The sequence below is a fragment of the Couchioplanes caeruleus genome (assembly GCF_003751945.1).
Lineage (GTDB): Bacteria > Actinomycetota > Actinomycetes > Mycobacteriales > Micromonosporaceae > Actinoplanes > Actinoplanes caeruleus.
This window is the reverse complement of record NZ_RJKL01000001.1, coordinates 6,640,139-6,654,829: the sequence shown is the minus strand read 5'-3', so window position 1 is coordinate 6,654,829 and position 14,691 is coordinate 6,640,139. Positions and strand designations below refer to the sequence as shown.

The 14,691-nt window shown below is 73.6% G+C and carries 13 protein-coding genes; 4 read left to right on the top strand and 9 right to left on the bottom strand.

Annotated elements, in window-relative coordinates; all coding sequences use genetic code 11:
* Positions 1–6: 6 nt before the first annotated feature.
* Complete coding sequence (locus tag EDD30_RS29855; protein ID WP_071804224.1) at positions 7–645, bottom strand: adenylate/guanylate cyclase domain-containing protein; 639 nt, start codon at positions 643–645, stop codon at positions 7–9.
* A 175-nt stretch (positions 646–820) separates the two neighbouring features.
* Between EDD30_RS29855 and EDD30_RS29850 the strand changes: the two genes are divergently transcribed.
* Both EDD30_RS29850 and EDD30_RS29845 read left to right on the top strand, forming a co-directional pair.
* Positions 821–3,640 carry a helix-turn-helix transcriptional regulator gene (locus tag EDD30_RS29850; protein WP_071804223.1) on the top strand — a complete coding sequence of 940 codons (2,820 nt, stop codon included), beginning with the start codon at positions 821–823 and terminating at the stop codon, positions 3,638–3,640.
* 161 nt (positions 3,641–3,801) lie between these two features.
* Positions 3,802–4,578, top strand: coding sequence for a DUF5995 family protein (locus tag EDD30_RS29845; RefSeq protein ID WP_211277724.1), 777 nt, complete (start codon positions 3,802–3,804; stop codon positions 4,576–4,578).
* Positions 4,579–4,646: 68 nt separating this feature from the next.
* Here the strand turns inward: EDD30_RS29845 and EDD30_RS29840 are convergent, their stop codons facing one another.
* From EDD30_RS29840 to EDD30_RS29805, 8 genes are all read right to left on the bottom strand, one after another.
* Positions 4,647–5,222 carry a hypothetical protein gene (locus EDD30_RS29840; RefSeq protein ID WP_084556230.1) on the bottom strand — a complete coding sequence of 192 codons (576 nt, stop codon included), beginning with the start codon at positions 5,220–5,222 and terminating at the stop codon, positions 4,647–4,649.
* Complete coding sequence (locus tag EDD30_RS29835) at positions 5,219–6,568, bottom strand: HAMP domain-containing sensor histidine kinase (RefSeq protein WP_084556229.1); 1,350 nt, start codon at positions 6,566–6,568, stop codon at positions 5,219–5,221. The genes EDD30_RS29840 and EDD30_RS29835 overlap by 4 nt, the downstream gene beginning before the upstream one ends.
* On the bottom strand, positions 6,561–7,250 hold the full coding sequence (locus EDD30_RS29830; RefSeq protein ID WP_071804221.1) for a response regulator transcription factor: 690 nt from the start codon (positions 7,248–7,250) through the stop codon (positions 6,561–6,563). Before EDD30_RS29830 ends, EDD30_RS29835 begins: the two co-directional genes overlap by 8 nt.
* 176 nt (positions 7,251–7,426) lie before the next feature.
* Entirely contained in the window at positions 7,427–8,680 is a 1,254-nt protein-coding gene (locus tag EDD30_RS29825) for an RNA polymerase sigma factor (RefSeq protein ID WP_071804220.1), read from the bottom strand.
* Positions 8,677–9,036, bottom strand: coding sequence for a YciI family protein (locus tag EDD30_RS29820; RefSeq protein WP_071804219.1), 360 nt, complete (start codon positions 9,034–9,036; stop codon positions 8,677–8,679). The genes EDD30_RS29825 and EDD30_RS29820 overlap by 4 nt, the downstream gene beginning before the upstream one ends.
* A 139-nt stretch (positions 9,037–9,175) precedes the next feature.
* Complete coding sequence (locus EDD30_RS29815) at positions 9,176–9,550, bottom strand: VOC family protein (RefSeq protein WP_071804218.1); 375 nt, start codon at positions 9,548–9,550, stop codon at positions 9,176–9,178.
* A 307-nt stretch (positions 9,551–9,857) separates the two neighbouring features.
* Positions 9,858–10,505: a response regulator gene (locus EDD30_RS29810; RefSeq protein WP_071804216.1), complete on the bottom strand. Its 648-nt coding sequence runs from the start codon at positions 10,503–10,505 to the stop codon at positions 9,858–9,860.
* Complete coding sequence (locus EDD30_RS29805) at positions 10,498–12,615, bottom strand: sensor histidine kinase (protein WP_148088161.1); 2,118 nt, start codon at positions 12,613–12,615, stop codon at positions 10,498–10,500. The genes EDD30_RS29810 and EDD30_RS29805 overlap by 8 nt, the downstream gene beginning before the upstream one ends.
* A gap of 172 nt (positions 12,616–12,787) precedes the next feature.
* Between EDD30_RS29805 and EDD30_RS29800 the strand changes: the two genes are divergently transcribed.
* On the top strand, positions 12,788–13,423 hold the full coding sequence (locus EDD30_RS29800; protein ID WP_071808101.1) for a hypothetical protein: 636 nt from the start codon (positions 12,788–12,790) through the stop codon (positions 13,421–13,423).
* Between the two features lie 254 nt (positions 13,424–13,677).
* The gene (locus EDD30_RS29795) at positions 13,678–14,670 is read left to right on the top strand and encodes a glutathione S-transferase family protein (protein WP_123678578.1); all 993 of its coding nucleotides are present in this window, start codon (positions 13,678–13,680) and stop codon (positions 14,668–14,670) included.
* Positions 14,671–14,691: the final 21 nt, after the last annotated feature.

The following is a 14,691-nucleotide window of genomic DNA, read 5'->3' as shown; positions in this document are numbered from 1 at the left end:
GGATTGTCAGCGGCAGGGCTCGAGGGCGCGTGCTTGCGCCGGCACCTCCTGGGGGTCCAGGGCTCGCCACAGCTCCACCGGGGCCGACTTGCCGGCCAGCGACACCGGCGGCAGCTCCTGGTAGGCGACCGCGCCGTCGGAGGCGTTCTGCGTCGCCGCGCAGACCACCACGGTGTCGTGCGGCGCACAGGCCTGCAGCCGGGCCGCCGTGGCCACGACGCTGCCGCTGACCATCCCGTAACCGCCGTCGCGAGTGGCGTCGAGGTCGACGATCACGTCGCCGGTGGCGAGCCCCACCCGGGTGCGGACCGGGAACCGGCCGGCCAGAAGACGCCCCCGCAGCGCCTCCTGGACACCCAGCCCCGCCCGGACCGCCGCCGCGGCGGCGTCGCGTACCCCGTCCGGCGTGCCGGCCCGGGGGCCGTGCGCGCCGAAGACCGCCATGACCGCGTCGCCGATGAACTTCTCCACGACCCCGCCCTCGTCCCGCACCACCGCCGAGACGACCTCGAAGTAGTCGACTTGCAAATCCCGCACGTCGGCGCAGTCCAACTCGTCGACCATGCTGGTGAAACCGACGATGTCGACGAAAAGCACCGTCACCGTCTGTCGCCGGCACCGGACACCGGCGGACAATCTGTTCATGTCCCTACGCCCCCCTTTACTGCGTTGGCGCAGAGAACGGTGCCAGGACGGGGCGGGACAGCGGATCAGCAGAATGACGTATCTATGACAGCGGCCGCGTCGTCGGTTCTTTGTGACGCAGAACAGTCCGAACCGACGAGAACGTCATAGCGGCGTTCCCACTAGGCTGCCACGCATGGCCAGCGAAGGGGATGACGCGCCACTTGTCGGACGTTCCGACATCCTGACGTCGATCCAGGCCGACCTGCTCGCCGCGGGCCCGGGCGGCACCGCGGCGGTGTTCGTGACCGGCGAGAGCGGCGTCGGCAAGAGCCGCCTGCTGCGCGAAACCGCCGACGTGATGCGCGCGGCCGGCGCCGCCGTGCTCCTCGGTGCCTGCCTGGACATCGGGGACGCCTCGCCGCTGCACCCCGTCCTCCAGGCCCTGCGCCAGGCCGGCGTCCAGCCCGGTCCCGCCCCGGTCGACGCCCAGGACGGCGCGGGCGCCCTGCTCGAGCGGGTGTCCGCCGAGCTGCGCTCGCTGGCCCGGGGCCGCCGGCTGCTGCTCGTCCTCGACGACCTGCAGTGGGCCGACCGCAGCACCCGCCAGTTGCTGCTCTATCTGCTCGCCGGCCTCGGCGACGTCGACCTGTCGGTGCTGGCCGCGGTCCGCTCCGAGTCGCTGCACGGCGCGCATCCGCTGCGCCGCGTGCTCGCGGAGCTGCGGCGGCTGCGCTCCGTCCGGGTGCTGGACCTGGCCCCTCTCGACCAGGACGCGACCGCCGAGCTGGTCATGGCCATCGCCGGCACCGGCGTCGCGGCCGAGGACGCCGACCGGGTCTTCAAGCGCAGCGGCGGCAACCCCTTCGTCGCCGAGGAACTGGCCCGTGACCTGCGCGACGGGCGGGTCGAGCTGTCCGACACCCTGCGGGAGATCTTCCTGTCCCGCGTCGACGAGCTGCCCCCACACGCGCACGACGTGGTGCACGCGGTCGCCGCCGGCGTCGAGCCGGTCGAGCACTCCCTGCTGGCCCGGGTCCTGCCGCTGCCCGAGACGGAGCTCATCGAGGCGGTCCGGGCCGCGGTCGCGCACCGCTTCCTGACCAGCGCGGCGGACGGCTACCGGCTGCGTCACCAGGTGGTCGCCGAGGTCCTGGAGCACGAGGTCCTGCCCGCCGAGCACGCCGCCCGGCACCGGCGCTACGCCGAGGCGATCGAGGCCATGCCGGGCGACCCCGACCACGCGCGGCTGGCGCATCACTGGCAGCAGGCCGGCGAGCCGGCCCGCGCCCTGCCCTCGGTCGTGGCCGCCGCCCGCGCCGCCGAGCGGCTGTACGGCTACGCCGAGGCGCACCGCTACTGGGCCCTGGCCCTGGAGCTGGCGCCGGACGACTCCCCGCAGCGCACCGACCTGCTCGCGCACGCCGCCGAGGCCGCCCACCGCTGCGGCGAGCACCAGCGCGCCCTGACCACGCTGGAGCTGCTCGCCGTCCGCGCGGACGGGCCGAGCGCCTGCGAGATCCACCTGCGCCGGGCCCGCTACCTCGCCGCCGCCGGGCGCACCGCGACCGCGGAGATCGAGTACGAGCGCGCCCTGGCGTCCCCGGAGTGCAGCGCCAGCGAGAAGGCGAGCGCGGCCGCCAACCTCGCCGAACTGCTCGTGCACCTCGGCCGGTACGCCGACGCCGGCGACCGCGCCCGGGAGGCCCTGGAACTGGCCGAACGCGCCGACGGCTCGACCGCCGACCTGGTCCGGGCGAGCGCCGCGCTGGGTTTCAGCCTGGCATTCCGGGAGGATCCGGACGCGGGTCTCGCGGTCATCCGCCAGGCGGTGGAGATCGCCGAGCGCACCAAGCACCCGGACGACATCGGGTGTGCGTACCTGCATCTGGCCGAGCTGCTGACCAACCCGCTGAACAACATCGAGGAAGGTGTGCTCGTCGCCCGTCGCGGCGCGGAAAGGCTCGCCGCGATGGGCCAGGGCCGCACCTATCAGACGCGGTTGCTGGCGATCGCGGCGAACGGCCTGTTCCGGGTGGGTCAGTGGGCGGAGGCCGGCCAGGTCCTCGACGACGCGATGCGGCACCGTCCCTCCGGCGCCGATGCGGTGGAGATCCTGCTCGCCCGGTGCCGGCTCTGGGTCGGCTTCGGCGACGTCCGCGCCGACCGGGACCTGGACGCCGTCGCGACGATCCTCGCCGGCGGCGGCGCCCGACACGTGCTGCCGATGCTGACGCTGCGGGCCGGGCTGGCCATGTGGCAGGGGCGGCACGCCGAGGCCCGGGCGGCGGTCCAGCGCGGGCTCACCGAGACCCGCTCCGATGACCTCGTGCTGCTCGGCGTGCTGGCCTGGCACGGGTTGCGGGCCGAGGCGGAGGCGCAGGCCGGCGGCGAGGTTCCGGTCGACCCGGGCGCGGTGCGCCGGCTGCAGGCGGTGGTCGAGCGGATGGCCCGGGGGGCCGGCAACGCGGCGCCGCCGGTCCGGGCGGTCGTCGACGGCTACCTCGACCTGTGCGCGGCCGAGCTTAGCCGGATCGAGCAGCGCAACGACCCGTCCCTGTGGGCGCGGGCCGTGCAGGCGTGGGACCGGCGCAAGCAGCCGTACCCGGCCGCCTATTCGCGGCTGCGGCAGGCGGAGGCGTCGTTCGCCCGGCGCACCAAGCGGGCCGCCGCGACGACCGCGCTCCGGGAGGCGTACGAGACCGCCCGCGCGATGGGCGCCAGGCCGTTCGCGGCCGAGATCACCCAGGTGGCCGCCCGGGCCCGGGTGGCGCTGACCGGCGAGGAGGAGACCGCCCACGCCTCCCCCGCACGCGGCGACGACGGCCTGAGCATGCTCACCGAGCGCGAGCGGGAGGTGCTGGCGGCCGTCGCCGAGGGGCTGACCAACCGCGAGATCGGCCAGGCGCTGTTCATCAGCGAGCGCACGGTCGGCGTACACGTGGGCCACATCTTCGACAAGCTCCAGGTACGTACCCGGGTGCAGGCCAGCCGGGTCTACCTCCGCGCGGCGTGACCTTTTCGTTATCTACGTACGCGGAATACGTCGTTCTACCGATCCCTGCGTAGTCCATCAGTGAGAGGCTCACAGTCGTTCGGGGGAGCACCGCCCGGCAGCCGGGAGGCGCCGGGCGGTGCTGAGGACCTCCGCCGAGAAGTCCGCCGTGTGGAGGATCCATGATCACCGAGACGTCCGTCTGGGGGCCCGTGCGACGGGAGATGGCCGACGTGCTGTCCGGTCACCCGGACGACGTCCCGGCCGTGGTCGACCAGCTCACCAAGCTCCAGGACGTGCTGGAACGGGTTCCGCCGCTGCTGGTCAGCAATCCCCTCGCCGACTTCAACAGGCTTTATCTGACGATCACGACCTGCGTGCTCGAGCGGCTCTACGCGGGCCGCTTCGCCGACCCCGCCTTCCTCGCCCGCCTCGACGTCGAGTTCGCCGCCCGCTATTTCGACGCGCTGCGGCAGTGGTCGGACATGAGCGCCGGCTGCCCGAAGTCCTGGTCCGTGCTCTTCCACCGGATACCCGGCCCGGACGCCCGCCCGCTGCCGTCGGCCGCCGCCGGCGTCAACGCGCACATCAACTACGACCTGCCGTTCGCCCTGGTCACCACGTTCGACCACCAGGGCGGTTACCCGGTGGACGACAGCGACCAGCACCACGACTACCTGCAGATCAACGACATCTTCGCCGAGCAGATCCCCGGCCTGCGCCGCGGCTACCTGGAGAAGTGGCAGTTGTTCATCGACATGATGAACGGCGACCTCGACGACCTCTGGCAGGGCGAGATGGTGGAGTACACCCGCAACGTCGCCTGGCGCAACGCGCAGCGGCTCTGGTCCGTCCGCCACGACCTGCAGGCCGTCGCCCGGGAGCGCAGCCGGCTGGACCGCACCACCGAGGCCTTCGGGAAGCTGCTGCTCTCCCCGATGGGCACGATTCTGCAGTGACTTTGTTGAGGGGGCGGGGCAGGGCCCGTGCTCGAGGCACCGAGCGCGGGCCCTGACCCACAGACCGCCTAGCGGATCGCGATGAGCCGCGCCGTCGCCCGGTCCCCGTCCTTCGCCCCGGCGACCCCGATCTCGACGCCGTTCTTGAGGGTGTTCACGTCCACGGCCTTGCGGTTCTGCAGGACCTTGACCTTGTCGCCGAAGGTCCAGGTCTGGGAGAAGCCGTCGGTGGACCGCACGCTGACGGTCCGCCCGTCCACGGCGGTGACGGTGCCGCGCTGGACCACGATCGTCCGCACGCCGTCCTTCGCGCGTACGGTGGTCTCGCCGTGCAGGATGTTCTTGCGAAGCTGCTTGCGAAGGCCCTGCTTGCGCTCCTTCGGCTTCCCCGACTTCGGTTCCTCCGACGCCGCGGGAGCGGCCTCCATGCCGGTCTCGAAACCGACTTCGGTCAGGGCGTACGCCTCCCCGGTGACGTCCGCGGCCGCGACGGCCGGCGCCGCGGACGGTCCCGCGCCGGCGGAGCCGCAGCCGGTCAGCCCGAGCAGGCCGGCGAGGCCCAGCGTGGTCACGGTCAGCGCGATGCGGGTTCGTGTCATGCCGCTCAGCCTCCGCCCGGCGTGCACGGACCGGATCAGCGTCATGTTCGAGGAGCGTAAGGAAGTATCACCGTGAACATCGCGCCACCCTCGGGCGCGTGACCTGCCTCGATGGTCCCGCCCAGCCGGGAGACCAGCCGCGCGGCGAGGGCGAGCCCCAGACCGCTGCCGGTCTTGCGGACGTGCCGGTACCGCTGCTGCAGCGCACCCCGCTGGAAGGCCACCGCGAGGTCGTCGTCGGTGAAGCCGGGCCCGCCGTCACGGATCTCCACCACGCCGCCGTGCTCCCCCGCCCGGACCGCGAGCACCAGCGGCGCCCCGGCCGGCACCACCCGCAGCGCGTTCTCGCACAGCCCGTCGATCACCTGCCGGATCCGGCCCGGATCGGTGTCGACCACGATCGGCGTCTCGGGCAGCTCGACGGACAGCCGAGGGCCGTCGGAGCCGCAGCGCGGCGCCCACGCCTCCCCCGCCGCACCGACCACGTCGACAAGGTCGACCCGGACGACGTCCACCGGCAGGTCCGCGGCCTCCAGGCGGGAGAGCACGAGCAGGTCGGAGATGAGCCGGTCGAGCCGATCCGCCTCGGCGAGCATCGTCTCGCCCGCCTTGGGCGCGCCCTCGGCGTCGACGACGCCGTCGGCGAGGGCCTCGGCGTACCCGCGGATCGTGGCGAGCGGCGTCCGCAGCTCGTGGGAGACCGAGAGGAGGAAGTCACGCTCCCGGCCCTCGCTGATCTGCAACGCCGCGCCGAGCTGGTTGAGCGCCGACGCCAGCTCGGCGGCTTCCACAGGCGGGCGCACCGCCAGCCGCACCGACCGGTCCCCGGCCGACAGACGCCCGGCCGCGACCGCCGCCTGCCGCAACGGCCGCGCGGTGAAGTGGGCGAGCAACGCCCCGGCGCCGACCCCGCCGAGGAGCCCGGCGAGCAGCGCGACCCACACGCCGCTGAGCACGCGGCCGGCCGTACCCGGCAGGGCGGGGCGGGTGAGCACGACGCCGCTGTTGTTGCCGCGCAGCGGACTCCCGGCGATCAGGACGGTACGGCCGCCGACGACGCCCCGGGTCTCGACGACCGCACCCGCGGCCACCTGCTCGATCACCCGCGTCGGCAGCCCGGGCCGGTCGACGACCCCACGCCGCACGAGGTAGATGTCGATGTCGTTCTCGCGCAGCCGCTCGACGATGCGCGCCCGGGGGGCGGGCTTCTCGGCGCTGAGCAACTCCACGGCCAGCTTGGACTTCTCCATCAGCTCGACCCGGGCGGCGTTGTTGGCCGAACGGGCCGCGATCGGCAGGGCCACCAGCGCGGTGATGATCACGGCGACGACCGCGGTGGCGGCGGTGACCAGGACGGTCCGCCCTGCCAGGGTGGAGAAGAATCTACGCATCGGCGGTGTAGCCGACCCCACGCACGGTGCGGATCACCCCCGCGGCGGAGCCGAGCTTGGCGCGCACCTGGGCGACGTGCACATCGACCGTACGGGTGCCGGCATGCGACGCGTACCCCCAGACGCCGGCCAGCAGCTCCTCCCGGGTGAAGACCCGCCCGGGCCGGTGCAACAGGTGGCCGAGCAGGTCGAACTCGGTCGGGGTGAGCGACAGCGCCACGCCGTCCACGGTGACCAGCCGGCGGGTGGGATCGAGGGAGACCGGGCCGAGGCTGCGCACCCGGCCCCCGTCGGGCGGCCCGGCGGCCCGGCGCAGCAGCGCCCGCACCCGTGCGACCAGCTCCCGCGGGCTGAACGGCTTGGTCAGGTAGTCGTCGCCGCCGAGCTCGAGCCCGAGGATCCGGTCGACCTCGTCGTCGCGGGCGGTGAGGAAGACGACCGGCGTCCAGTCGCCGTCCTCCCGCAGCCGGCGGCAGATGTCGGTGCCCTCCATGCCGGGCAGCGCGATGTCGAGGATGCAGGCCACCGGCCGCATCCGCCGCGCGGCGGCCAGCCCGGCGGTGCCGTCGTGCTCGACGTGCACGCCGAAGCCGTCGCGGCTCAGATACATGCGCACGAGGTCGGCGATGGGACGCTCGTCCTCGACGACCAGGACGAGCCCCTTGGAGGATGCATCGCTCACGCGCCCATTCTGCCCGCGCAACGCCCGTCGCGATGTTCGGGTCAGGTACGGATCTCCCCACGGACCAGCCCCACCAGCCCGCCACGAAGGGCCGCCGCGATTCGGGGATCACCACTCCCCCGCGCAGCGCCGCCCGGTCCCGGGTGTCACCACTCGTGAAGCGCCGATCGGGGCCGTCAGGCCGGGCGCGCGGAGCGGGTCGGGTCCGGGGTGGGAGCCAGCTCGGCGGCGCGGAGCATGAGGTAGCGCTGCTCGGGCAGGCTCGCGGTCATCGTGGCGGCCCTCCGGTAGGCGGCGTGGGCGGCGGCCGCGTCGCCGACGAGCTCCAGCAGGTGGGCGCGGACCGCCTCGAGGCGATGGTTGTCCTTCATCCGCTCGTCGCCGTCCAGCTCGGCGAGCACGGTGAGTCCGGCGAGCGGCCCGCGGGCCCGGGCCACCGCGACGGCCTTGTTCAGCGTGACCACCGGGCCGGGCGCGACCCGTTCGAGGACCTCGTAGAGGGCGAGGATCTGCGGCCAGTCGGTCCGCTCGGCGGCCGGCGCCTCGTCGTGCACGGCGGCGATGGCGGCCTGCAGTTGGTACGGCCCGAGCGGCCACCGCCCCAGCGTCGCGGACACCAGGGCCACGCCCTCGGCGATCAGCTCCCGGTTCCACCGCGTCCGGTCCTGCGCGTCGAGCGGCACGAGGGCGCCCTGCGCGTCCGTGCGTGCGGCCCGCCGGGCATCCGTCAGCAGCATCAGCGCGAGCAGCCCGGCGGTCTCGCCGTCCGGGGAGAGCCGGTGCAGCAGCCGGGTGAGCCGGATCGCCTCGGCGGTCAGGTCGGCCCGGTGCAGACCCGGCCCGGAACTGGCGGTGTACCCCTCGTTGAAGAGCAGGTAGAGCACCTGTCGGACGACCTGCAGCCGGGCGGAGCGATCGTCGGCCGCGGGTGGCGCGAAGCCGGAACCGCTCTTCCTGATCTTCTGCTTGGCCCGGCTGATCCGCTGCGCCATGGTGGCCTCCGGCACCAGGAACGCCCGGGCGATCTCGGCGGTGCTGAGTCCGCCGACGGCCCGCAGCGTGAGGGCGAGCTGCGACGGCGCGGACAAAGCGGGATGACAGCAGAGGAACAGCAGCGTCAGCGTGTCGTCCGTGTCCGGTACGCCGCCGGGCTCGATCGGCTCCAGCAGCGCGGCGTTCGCCTCGCGGGCCCGGCGGGCGCTCTCGCTGCGAAACTCGTCCACGAGCCTGCGACCGGCGACCGTGACGAGCCACGACCGGGGACTGTCCGGAACGCCGGCGCCGGGCCACTGCAGGGCGGCCGCGAGCAGGGCCTCCTGCACCGCGTCCTCGGCAGCGTCGAACTGACCGTAGCGACGCACGAGGATGCCGAGGACCTGCGGCGCCAGCTCGCGCAGCAGGCCCTCGATCGCCGGTCCCGGATGGGTCACCGCTCGGGAGGTGCGTCCGGCACCTGGCGGAGCTCGACCCGCTCGGCCCAGACCACGACCTGCCCGGCCAGGGAGATCGCGCGGGCCTCGTCCGCCACGTCGAAGATCCAGAAGCCGGCCAGCGACTCCTTGGCCTCGGCGAACGGGCCGTCGGTCACCACGACCTGGGCGCCGGAAAGGCTCACCGTCTTCGCGGTGGCCGGGTCCGCCAGACCGTAGGCGTGGACCAGCTCGCCGGACTTCTCCAGCTCGGCGTTGAAGGCGCCCATGAAGGCGATCATCTCGGTGACCCACTCGGGACTGCGCTGCTCCGCCATGGTGGCGCCGTCGCCGAACATCATCAGCATGTATCTCATCGCGTCTCCCAGATGTCGTCGCCCGCCGCTGCGGGCGCGTTTCGCCGCTGGGTCGGACCGCGGGCCGCGTTCTCGACATCCTCTGCCGAGGATGGGCGAGAAATTCTCCGGCGGCTCCGAGAGACCGGCCGTGGCCTGCCTAGGCGCTCTGCCAGAGACCGATCAGATTGCCCTCGGTGTCGCGGACGTAGGCCGCGAAGCCCATGTCGCCGACCGGCTCGCGGCCGATCTCGACCCGGCCGCCGAGCTTCTCGATCCGGGCCAGGCTGTCGTCGAGGTCCTCGACGCCGATGACGATGACCGGCGAGGTGATCGGCCCCTGGCGGGCCATCATGCCGCCGTTGATGCCGCCGGGCTCTCCCGGGCCGCCGGTGTCGTCGGTCGGCGTGGTGGTGACCATCGTGTAGGACATTTCCGGCATCGTCGCAAGCTGCCAACCGAAGGCCTCGCGGTAGAAGCCGTGTGCGCGCTCGGCGTCGTCGAACGGCACCTCGAAGTGGACCACCTTGTCCATCTCGTCCCTCCTCAGGGTTGTCTGGGCACCTGTAGACGCTAGACCCGGGGACCGACAAAAACCCTGGGCGCGGACCCTGCTTTGTCCGACGAGGACGAGCGGCTGTCTGGACTGCTCCGCATCCCCCCGCTCCGTGCCCGGGGCGGCTGACCATCTGGGCGTCATCCTCGCCGGGCTCCGACGGTCGGAGGACACCACCGGGGCGGCGGCCGTGCTTCCGCCGGTGCTCGCCCACGTCGCTTGGTCCAGCGGGCGAGATAGGAACCGATTCCCGGAGCCATCAACCAGCCCTGACAGAAACGCCCGGCTACCGCCCGAGACCGGCCTCCCGGGCCCGGACGATCGCCTCGGCGCGGTCGGCCACCTGGAGCTTGGCGAAGACGGTGGAGACGTTGTTGCGTACGGTCTTCGGCGACAGATAGAGCGCCGCGGCGATCTGGCCGTTGGAGCGGCCCGCCGCCAGCAGGTCCAGGATCTCTCGTTCGCGGGCGGTGAGCTGCGGGAACGCGGTCGTCGGCGTCGGCGGGCCGGCGGCGAAGAACTGCGCGATGCGGGCCGCGAGCGTGGCGCCGAAGACGGCGCCGCCGGACGCGACGGTGGTGATCGCGCGGACGATCTCCTCCTGCTCCGCGCCCTTCACCAGATAGCCGCGGGCGCCCGCGCGCACGGCCGCGAAGACCGTGCCGTCGTCCTCGGACATGGTCAGGACCACGATGCCGACGTCCGGGGCGCGCGTCGCCAGCTCGCGGGTGGCCTCGACGCCGTTGAGCTCCGGCATCTGCACGTCCATCACGACCACGTCCGGCAGCAGGCGGACGGCCTCCGCGACCGCCTCGCGCCCGTTCGCCGCCGTGCCGGCCACCTCGATGCCGTCGACCGAGGCGAGCAGCATCGCCAGTCCGTCCCGGAAGATCGGGTGGTCGTCGGCGACGAGCACCCTGATCGCGTCACCCATGAGCCACCTCCGCGCCGAGTCCCAGCGGCAGACGGGCGGTGACCACCGTGCCGCCGCCGTCCGGGCACTCTATCCGGCAGTCGCCGCCCAGCTCGGCGGCGCGCTCACGCAGCGACACCAGGCCGACGCCGGTGGGCGTGCCGGCGGGGATGCCCACGCCGTCGTCGGCGATCTCGACCACGAGGTCGTCGCCCGCGCGGGACAGGCGGACCTTCGCCGTGGCCGCGCCGGCATGCCGGGCCACGTTCGCCAGGGCCTCGGACGCGATCCGGTACGCGGCCACCTCCGCCGCCGCGGGCAACCCCTCGAGATCCTCACCCTCGACCGTCACGGTCAGGCCCGGTACGCGCAGGCGTGCGGCCTGCTGGCGTACGGCGCCCAGCAGGCCGACGTCGTCCAGGGCCGGCGGGCGCAGGTCGTGCACGAGCCGCCGGACGTCCGCCAGAGCCGTCGTCACGTCCTCCCGGGCCTGGCGCAGCAGCCGGTCCGCCTCCTCGGGCTTGCGGGCGGCCAGGTTGCGGGCCGTGTCGATGCGCAAGGCCACGCCGCCGAGCGTGGGCCCGAGCCCGTCGTGCAGGTCGCGCCGCAGCCGGCGCCGCTCTTCCTCGCGCGCCGCGACGATCCGCTCCCGGCCGCGCTGGAGCTCGGCGGCGAGGTACGCCGTCCGCGCCGCGATCGCCGCCTGCCGCACCATGTCGCCGAGCAGCCGCCCGTCGCGCGCGGACAGCGACGCCCGCCGCGACGGCAGCACCAGCCGGCCGACGGTCTCATCCCGGTAGGCGATGGGCAGCACCTGCGTATCGCCCGGGGCCGTCCCGTACGCCGCCACGACGCTCTCTCCGCCGGGGCGGTCCACCTCGACCGCCACGTACGGCACCTTGAACGCGGCCGCGACGCTGCGGGCGACGGCGACGAGCTGCTCCTCCGGGCGGTCCTGCCGCTCCAACTGCTCGGCCAGGCCGGCGACCACGCCGTACGGGTCGTCGCGGCGCCCGCGCACGAGCCGGCGCGCCAGAACCCACAGCCGCTGGCGCAGGGGGCCGTACACGGCGGTGACCAGCAGCAGCGCCAGCACGGCGGCGTCGCGCTCGGCGAGGCGCTCCCCCAGCACCGTGCTCGCCACGCCCAGCACGCAGGCGTCCACGACCAGCACGGAGAGGGCCATGGCGGCGTACAGGATGGTGCCGCCGAGGAGCCGGTCGATGTCCACCAACTGCGGCGCGACGATGCCGACCGTGAGGGCGATCCCGGTGAGGCCCACCGCCGCGGTCAGCCCGATCGACGTCAAGGCCTGCGGAAGCACGAGCATGGCGAGCATGACCAGGACGTCGACCACGGCGGCCCAGAGCAGCCAGCGCATCCGGGCGCGGCGCCGGGGGTCGCCCGCGGACCGCCGGTAGCGGCCCAGAACCACCGCGAACGGTACGACCAGGCTGACCGGCACCATCGCACCGGCGAAGGCCAGCACGGGCGCCCACACGGACGTGGGCAGGCCGATGGTGGTGGGATCGAGATCGAGGCCGGCGAACGCGGCCGGAAGCGGAACACCGGAGTCGGCCTGCGCCACGGTCGACGGCGTGAACAACAGCACCAGCGGCAGCAGCGCGGTGCTCGCCAGCCCCGCGAGCGCGGCCACCCGCCAGCGCCCGCGCGGCAGCCGCCCGTCCGGGTAGAGCAGCAGGATCAGCGGCAACGACAGGAGCAGCGAGGCACCGAGCCGCTGATAGAGCCAGAAGGCCAGGCCGGCGCCGGGAAGCGCCGGATCGCTCAGGGTGGCGTACGCCAGCCAGGCGCAGGCCAGCCCGTCCACGGCCCAGTGCACGCCGGTGATCAGCAGCACCCACGCGACGGGATGGCGCGGTAGGCGGTGCAGGAGCAGCGCACCGGGCGCGCACAGGAACGCCCCGGCGACTCCGGCGACCCAGCCCAGGTCGAGCTGGGTGGCGGCGCGGTGCGCGGCGGGCACGGCGGCGTCGATGACGGCGGCGGCCGCCACCGCGGCGAGCGCGAGGGCGACGGCGGCGACGCCCACGACCGCCGGCAGGACGCGCCGGGGCGCGGCAGCGGCGGCCGGCGTCACGCGCGGGCGCGGGGGTGCTTGCGAGGTCACCGGCTCATCGTCGCAGCGCAGGCGTCCCGCGGGCCCGAGGACCGGTGTCCCGGATCTCCCGGGACATTCTCCGGGACGCGGTCGGGGGCGCGCGGCCCTGCCGGCCCGGGACGCGTCCCCGGAAGAGTTCTCCCCGTCACCGACGACCACCCACTTCCGCAGGGAGAACGACATGACGATCACCACCGCCCCGGCGCAGGCCCGCACCGACGTCACCACGGCGGCCCCGGCCGGCACGACCGCCCGGCAGGTCCGCCGCACGGGCATCGCCGTCGCGGCCGGCTCGCTCGTCTGGGCCGCCTCGATGGCGGCCGTCAGCCCGCAGTCGACGGACAGCTTCGACATCACGATCAGCGACCTGGGTGCGCTCCCGTTCCAGCTCTCGCTGTTCGCGCTGGTCACCACGCAGCTGCGGACGGCGGCGACGGGCACCTCCCGCCTCGCCCGGGGCCTGCTCGGAACGGAGTACGTCCTGCTGACGCTCGCCACCGTCTGGACCGCCCTGCACGGCCTGGTGCCCGCCTTCCGGGACGACACCTGGCTGGCCGTCCTGGACGCGTTCTGGCCGCTGTCGATGCTCGGCATGTTCGTCATCGGCGTGAAGATCGCCTTCGCCGGCCGCTGGCGGGGCGTGGCCCGCGCCTGGCCGCTCGTCGCGGAGAGCTGGGCGGTCGTGGCCGTCCCGGCGATCGGCATCCTCGGCGCGTCGGGTGGCCGGTTCGTCGGAGCCGCGCACCTGCTGGTGGGCTACGTCGCGCTGGGCCTGATCCTGGCCCGCCGCCCGCACCTCACCGGCGCCCGCGACTGACCACCTCACCAGCGCCCGCACCCCATCCAGCGTCCGCGAACCGACCACCTCACCAGGGAGACCCGGCCCTTCGGGCCGGGTCTCCGCTTCTCGACCGCAACCACTCACGCAGGTCGCCGGGGTGGGCCGAGCGTTCTGGGCGCCCCGCGCCCTGCTCGGCCCGCCCCGGTCCTCGGCGGGAGCAGCGATCTGTACCCACCACCCCGCTACGACATCTGCCTTTGATCTTGTCTTCGCAGGGGAATGATGAGTCCATGCCTTACGTCTCGGAGTCCGGTGAGTTCACCCGTGACCAGCGCTACATCGCCACCCGGATCACCGCGGACGGCCGCGACGGCTATCCGGTGGAGCCGGGCCGGTACCGCCTGGTGGTGAGCCGCGCCTGCCCGTGGGCCAACCGGGCGATCATCGTGCGGCGACTGCTGGGCCTCGAGGACGTGCTGTCGATGGGGGTCGCCGGGCCGACGCACGACCAGCGGAGCTGGACGTTCGACCTGGATCCGGGCGGGCGGGACCCGGTGCTCGGTATCGAGCGGCTGCAGGAGGCGTTCTTCGCGCGCTTCCCGGATTACGACAAGGGCATCACCGTGCCGGCGATCGTGGACGTGCCGACCGGGCAGGTGGTGACGAACGACTTCGCGCAGATCACCCTCGACCTCTCGCTGGAGTGGACCGCACATCACCGCGAGGGCGCGCCACGGCTCTATCCGCCGGAGCTGCGGGAGGAGATCGACAAGGTCGGCGAGTACGTGTTCAAGGACGTGAACAACGGCGTCTACCGGGCCGGTTTCGCGGGGTCGCAGGAGGCGTACGAGCGGGCGTACCACCGGCTCTTCGACCGGCTGGACGAGCTCTCGGACCGGCTCTCGCGGCAGCGCTACCTGGTCGGCGACACGATCACCGAGGCCGACGTGCGGCTCTTCACGACGCTGGTGCGCTTCGACGCGGTCTACCACGGGCACTTCAAGTGCAATCGCAGCAAGCTGAGCGAGATGCCGGTGCTGTGGGCGTACGCGCGGGACCTGTTCCAGACGCCGGGCTTCGGGGACACGATCGACTTCGTCCACATCAAGCGGCACTACTACGAGGTGCATCGCGACATCAACCCGACCGGCATCGTCCCGGCGGGGCCGGACCTGTCGGGGTGGCTCGAGGAGCACGGTCGGGAGCGGCTCGGCGGGCGGCCGTTCGGGGACGGGAGCCCGCCACCGCCACCGAAAGCGGGTGAAGAGGTGCCCGGCCTGTAAAACGTCGTACCCCGCTTCTAA

Coding starts and splice junctions, on each gene's coding strand:
- EDD30_RS29845 (WP_211277724.1), top strand. CDS start 3,802: ATGATCACCGAGACGTCCGTCTGGGGGCCCGTGCGACGGGAGATGGCC.
- EDD30_RS29800 (WP_071808101.1), top strand. CDS start 12,788: ATGACGATCACCACCGCCCCGGCGCAGGCCCGCACCGACGTCACCACG.
- EDD30_RS29795 (WP_123678578.1), top strand. CDS start 13,678: ATGCCTTACGTCTCGGAGTCCGGTGAGTTCACCCGTGACCAGCGCTAC.
- EDD30_RS29835 (WP_084556229.1), bottom strand. CDS start 6,568: ATGCGTAGATTCTTCTCCACCCTGGCAGGGCGGACCGTCCTGGTCACC.
- EDD30_RS29815 (WP_071804218.1), bottom strand. CDS start 9,550: ATGGACAAGGTGGTCCACTTCGAGGTGCCGTTCGACGACGCCGAGCGC.
- EDD30_RS29850 (WP_071804223.1), top strand. CDS start 821: ATGGCCAGCGAAGGGGATGACGCGCCACTTGTCGGACGTTCCGACATC.
- EDD30_RS29820 (WP_071804219.1), bottom strand. CDS start 9,036: ATGAGATACATGCTGATGATGTTCGGCGACGGCGCCACCATGGCGGAG.
- EDD30_RS29810 (WP_071804216.1), bottom strand. CDS start 10,505: ATGGGTGACGCGATCAGGGTGCTCGTCGCCGACGACCACCCGATCTTC.
- EDD30_RS29855 (WP_071804224.1), bottom strand. CDS start 645: ATGAACAGATTGTCCGCCGGTGTCCGGTGCCGGCGACAGACGGTGACG.
- EDD30_RS29840 (WP_084556230.1), bottom strand. CDS start 5,222: ATGACGCTGATCCGGTCCGTGCACGCCGGGCGGAGGCTGAGCGGCATG.